General features: G+C 63.4%; 5 protein-coding genes. 2 read left to right on the top strand and 3 right to left on the bottom strand.

Going from position 1 to position 5014, the window contains the following annotated elements; all coding sequences use genetic code 11:
• Both WKW82_RS40130 and WKW82_RS40125 read left to right on the top strand, forming a co-directional pair.
• Window positions 1-1156: papain-like cysteine protease family protein (locus WKW82_RS40130; protein WP_340348784.1), on the top strand; the 1156-nt coding region annotated here is incomplete at its 5' end.
• 21 nt (window positions 1157-1177) lie between these two features.
• A complete protein-coding gene (locus WKW82_RS40125) occupies window positions 1178-1834 on the top strand; it encodes a hypothetical protein (protein ID WP_340348783.1) in 657 nt (218 codons plus the stop codon).
• 360 nt (window positions 1835-2194) lie between these two features.
• Here the strand turns inward: WKW82_RS40125 and WKW82_RS40120 are convergent, their stop codons facing one another.
• From WKW82_RS40120 to WKW82_RS40110, 3 genes are all read right to left on the bottom strand, one after another.
• Window positions 2195-3061: an isocitrate lyase/PEP mutase family protein gene (locus WKW82_RS40120; RefSeq protein WP_340348782.1), complete on the bottom strand. Its 867-nt coding sequence runs from the start codon at window positions 3059-3061 to the stop codon at window positions 2195-2197.
• 92 nt (window positions 3062-3153) lie between these two features.
• Window positions 3154-4140 (bottom strand): Bug family tripartite tricarboxylate transporter substrate binding protein, encoded by a 987-nt coding sequence (locus WKW82_RS40115; RefSeq protein ID WP_340348781.1) that lies wholly within the window; start codon window positions 4138-4140, stop codon window positions 3154-3156.
• Between the two features lie 21 nt (window positions 4141-4161).
• Window positions 4162-4917 carry an MmgE/PrpD family protein gene (locus WKW82_RS40110; RefSeq protein ID WP_340348780.1) on the bottom strand — a complete coding sequence of 252 codons (756 nt, stop codon included), beginning with the start codon at window positions 4915-4917 and terminating at the stop codon, window positions 4162-4164.
• Window positions 4918-5014: the final 97 nt, after the last annotated feature.

The raw sequence follows: 5014 nt of genomic DNA, 5'->3' as shown, positions 1-5014 counted from the left end.
CGACCAGAACGCGAGCCAGGGCTTCCGGCTGCGCAATGTCAGCGGCTACAGGGTCGGTACGACGACGCGCTACACGGCCATCTGGGACAAGGTCTCGGGGCCCGCCTGGGCTGCCCGCCACGGACTCACCGCCGCGCAGTACCAGCAAGCCTTCGATGACCATGCCAAGCAGGGCTACCGCCTGAAGATGGTGAACGGCTACTCGGTGGGCACGAGTCCGCGCTTCGCCGCGCTGTGGGACAAGTCGACCGGCCCGGCATGGACCGCACGCCATGGCCTGACCGGCGCGCAATACCAGCAGACCTTCGATGAACTCACGGCGCAGGGTTATCGGCTGCGCTGGGTGTCGACCTATGCCCAGGGCGGCGCGGCACGCTACGCCGCGATCTGGGACAAGTCGTCCGGTCCCGCCTGGGTGGCGCGCCACGGCCTCGAAGAAGCAGCCTTCCGCAGCGCGGCGCAGGGCTACGTCGCCGACGGCTACGACCTCATTTGCGGCAATGCCGTCACGCTGGGCGGCAAGGACTACTACGCCGCGCTGTGGGAGAAGAAGGCGGTGGCGAGCGTGATGCACCACGGCATGACGGCGCCGACGTACCAGATCAAGTTCGACGACCTGGTGGCCCAGGGATGGCGGCCGGTGTACGTGGCCGGCTATGCGGGCGAAGACCCGGTCGACGTGGTGCTGCGCTTCCCGGTGCAGGCGCAATTGCAAAGCCAATGGTGCTGGGCTGCCGTGGCCGCCAGCGTGTCGCGCTACTACGTCCCTTCCACGACCTGGACCCAGTGCAGGGTGGCGAACGTTCAATGGGGGCGCACCGATTGCTGCGGCACGGGCGCCTCCGGCCCCTGCAACAACCCGTCGGTGCTCGGCACCGCGCTGACCACGGTGGGCCACTTCGATCGCCAGACCTCGGTGCAGGAGTCGCTGCAGACGCTGGAGGACGAACTCGTGGTCGGCCGCCCCCTCTGCATCCGCATCGGATGGTCGGGCGGCGGCGGACACTTCATCGTGGCCTCGGGTGTCGAGGACGACAGCTTTGTCTGGGTGTCGGACGTGGGCGGCGGCACCACCGCGCTGGTGGCGTATGACACGCTGCGCACCAACTACCGGGGCTCCGGCACCTGGACCCACAGTTATTTCACCCATTCCTGACCGAGCAACAGGAGAGCAGCCGTGCCCATCGAAATCCCTGACATGCCGCCCGCCATCGCCAAGGCACTGCAAACGGGCCTGCGCAAGTTCGCGGTGCCCGCAAGCCCCGCATCACCGGATGCCACGGCGCCCTCGTCCGTGAAGCCCAGCATTGCGCGCAACAGCCGCGTGATCTCGCGGTCCATCGAGGCCGCGCTGGCTGCAGACAAGCCGGGCGGCGTCGGCGCATCCACGATCGTGCTGGGCCTGGACGAACTGGTCGCGAGCAGCTCGCTTCGAAAAGCGAAGGCCAAGCTGTGGGTGCAACTGCTGCCCGCCGGGGAGAGCGGGGAATCGGCGATGGCCGAGGTGGACAAGGCCGCTGCCAAGCTCACCTCCATTGCCGAGGGCCCGGAGGTGAAGGCACTGGCCAAGCGCATCAACGGCCTTGCGGCCCAGCAGACGCGCTCGCCCGTGCGGCAGGAGCTGACGCTGATCCGCGTCCCCGCGCTGCACCTGACCGCGATCTGGCTGAAGGGCGCGGCGGGCGAGGCAGCCGACGACGTGGTGATTCCGAACGATGGTCCGATCGCCCCGCTCGTTCCCGGGCAGCGCTATGCGCTGGCGGAGTTCCAGGGCATCGTCGCGGCCATGGCGGCCGAGCGACTGGCGAAGACCACCGACGACATGGGTGGGTGAAGACGGCCTCCCGTTGTTTGCTTCGGGCAGATTGCCTGCAGTTCCCGACATATCAACCACTCGGCTGCTCTTGTGACCTCCGGATCCGGCGAGTCACTTGAGCTGCCAGACCTTCCTAAGCCATTCGCAGTCGATTCAGTCGCCGAGCGCCGTCTCAGGAAGGTAGGGCTGCTATGGGCCCTGAGCCGACTTACCGCTGCCGCTGGCGAGCGTCAGCAATCTAGGTGCGAGCAGACGTCCAGGACGCGGCGATTCCCCACCTAGCCCGTCCCGTCCGGCCGGAATTGAACTTCCACAGGTTCGCCCGACAAAAACCGCGAAGACGTGGACGCGTACTCGCGTACAGACCTTGCCAGCGGTTCACGCATAACGCATTTCCAGTTCCCGGTAGCGCGCTGTGTCCAAGGCTGCCTGGCGCTCCTGGAACATCAATACCTGATTCTCAGCACCCTCGATTGAGCCGTTCTCGTGGAGATGGCGCATCATTTTCTGCATGGCGAGCATCGCCGCCTGAAGGCCGGCGTTGGCATATCCGATTGCCGCGAAGCCGCTTGTGGCAAGCTCATCTCGCGGGAGCAGTGGTGTCTTGCCTCCGACTACCATGTTGCAGAAGTGAACGCCGGGGCACATGCGGGGAATGGACAGCAGTTCCTCACACGTGAGCGGAGCCTCTATGAAGAGCCCGTCCGCGCCCGCGTCCCGGTATGCAGCAGCACGTTCGATCGCCGCCTCGAAGCCTTCAACAGCCCTCGCATCCGTGCGTGCGAGGACAAACAGGTCGTCATCTTGACGAGCGTCCACGGCAGCCTTGATCTTGCCGACCATTTCAGCCGTGGGCACCACACTTTTGCCGTCGAAGTGGCCGCAGCGCTTCGGCGAAGTCTGGTCTTCGATCATGATGCCGTTCGCGCCAGCGGACTCAAGTTGTCGAATCGTGCGGCGCACGTTGAGGGCATTGCCGAAGCCGGTGTCGGCGTCCGCGAAGATGGGAATACCGACGGCCTCGCGCACCGCTGCGACATGGTCCACCAGTTCCGACACAGAGACGAGTCCGATGTCAGGCATGCCGAGGTAGGAGTTAGCGATGGCCGCGCCGCTGACCATCACCACGCGGTGGCCTGCTTGTTCGGCGATGCGCGCAGCCAGCGCGTTGGCGACGCCCGGCACAATCAGGCCAGCGCCCACATGGAGTTCTTGGCGCAGCCGGCTGTTCAGCGATTTATTCATCGGGATTGCTTTCGTTGTTCCAGGTGAAAAGAGATGCAGGTTGTGGGAGTCGACGGGTGGCGGCAGTTGCCGCCCATGTCGCGCGTGAAGCCTCAATCAGGCTGAATGTTTGCTTCCTTGATCACGGTCGCCCACTTGGCGATTTCGGTTGCAAGAAACTTCTTGTGATCCTCGCTGGTGCCTCCGCCCGCCTCGCTCGCAGAGGCTTTAAGGTATTCCCGGAAATCATCGCTGCGGACGATTTTGTTCAGCGCTTCGTTCAGCTTCTGGACTATCGGTGCCGGAGTGCCTGCTGGCGCATACAGCGCGGACCACGTCTTTGCTTCGAAGCCAGGGAATCCCTGCTCCTGGACACTGGGAACGTCCGGGAGCGCGGCACTGCGCTTGCCTGAGGCGACACCGATGATTCGGATCTTTCCCGCCTTCGCTTGAGGAATGAGCACGATGGCTGCGTCAAAGGCTGTCTGGATCTGGCCCCCGATAAGATCCTGGACGACCTGATTGGAGCCTCGGTAAGGGATGTGTGCCGCTTGCATCCCCGTGGACCGCTTGAGTAACTCCATCGCGAGGTGAGAGGTCGTGCCATTGCCGCCAGTGCCATAGTTGACCTTGCCAGGGTTCGCGCCGGCATAGGCCACAAGGTCCTTGACGTTCTTGACGGGAAGGTTGTTGCTCACAGCCAGGTAGACCGGCCCCTGCTCGATGATCCCGACAGGCTCGAAGTCCTTGACAGGGTCGAAGGGCATCTTCTTTCCGTAAAGGCCCGGGTTCACTGCCATGGTGCCGCCTGCAGCGATCATCAGGGTGTAGCCGTCCTTCTCGGCATCCTTGGCAGCCGTGCCGCCAATGAATCCGTGCGCACCACCCTTGTTGTCAATGATGACCGGCTGTCCAAGAAGCGCCGTCAGACGCTGGGCAAAACTCCGCGCCGATGCGTCGGTTCCAGTGCCGGGATTCTGGCCGACGATGATGCGGATGGGCTTCGCAGGATAGTTGGTTTGCGCGTTGAGCTGAAACGGCACTGCGGAGGCGCAGAAAAAGCTGGCGCCGAGCGCGATCGCTCGAATCGGGTTATTCACGGATGTCTCCTATTGATGAATTTAGAAGCTGCGACGTACGAGATGCTCGGTGACGTCGGAGATGCGACTTGCGCGTGCAATCTCGTTGAGCGCTTGAAATGCATCCCGCGCCTGGTCTTCCTGCATGACGCCGCGGGCACAGTCACTGAACTTGTCCCAGAGTTCGGAATGGCTCATGGGATTGGCAGGGCCTCTGCCAAGTGCATGGGACTGACCGGTGTATGACTTGCCGTCGTTGAGAGTGACCAAGACCTCTGCAGCCATTTCGTTGATGAGTTCGTCTGTCACGAACGGGTATGCGCTGGTAGTGATCTTGTGAAGCAGGGCCACTGCATCCGAGTCCTTGAACGAGCTTCCTTCGAAGTGCTCGATTCGCGGAGGGCCGCTGATCAGCGCGCGTGCGGTCGCGTACTGGATACTGAACTTTGCTTGCAGCGGCGTTGCCGGGAACGGGTTGTGTGTATGAGGAAGGCGCCGACGATGGGCCGTGATGGCGATTCCAGACACATCCTCGATGCTGATGTCGTGCCGCTCGCGAATCTCCAGCATGGCCATCACAGCGTTGTGCGTGCTGCCGCAGCATGCAAACTGCTTCAGGCCGAACATGGGCTGCTCGATTTCCAGGAGGCCGCCAAGGTCCTGCAGGAGCCGCTCTGGCCGCACGTGATCGAGTCCATCAAAAGCAGCAAGGAATCCCTGCTTATGCTCGAGAGCGTCCGGATTCGCGGTGTAGCCGCGCGACACCATCAAGGCAGCCATCAGACTGGCCGGCGTCAACTACCCTGTCCGCCCGGCGACAACTATCCTGGCCGGTGGAGGCGGGGGAATTTATTGATGGTCTGAGTGTCCTTGGCTGTCTCTTCTCGAGTTCCTT

This window comes from Variovorax rhizosphaerae, from assembly GCF_037889975.1.
Lineage (GTDB): Bacteria > Pseudomonadota > Gammaproteobacteria > Burkholderiales > Burkholderiaceae_C > Variovorax > Variovorax rhizosphaerae.
Note: the sequence above shows the minus strand (reverse complement) of the source record. Positions and strands in the feature narration are given on the sequence as shown.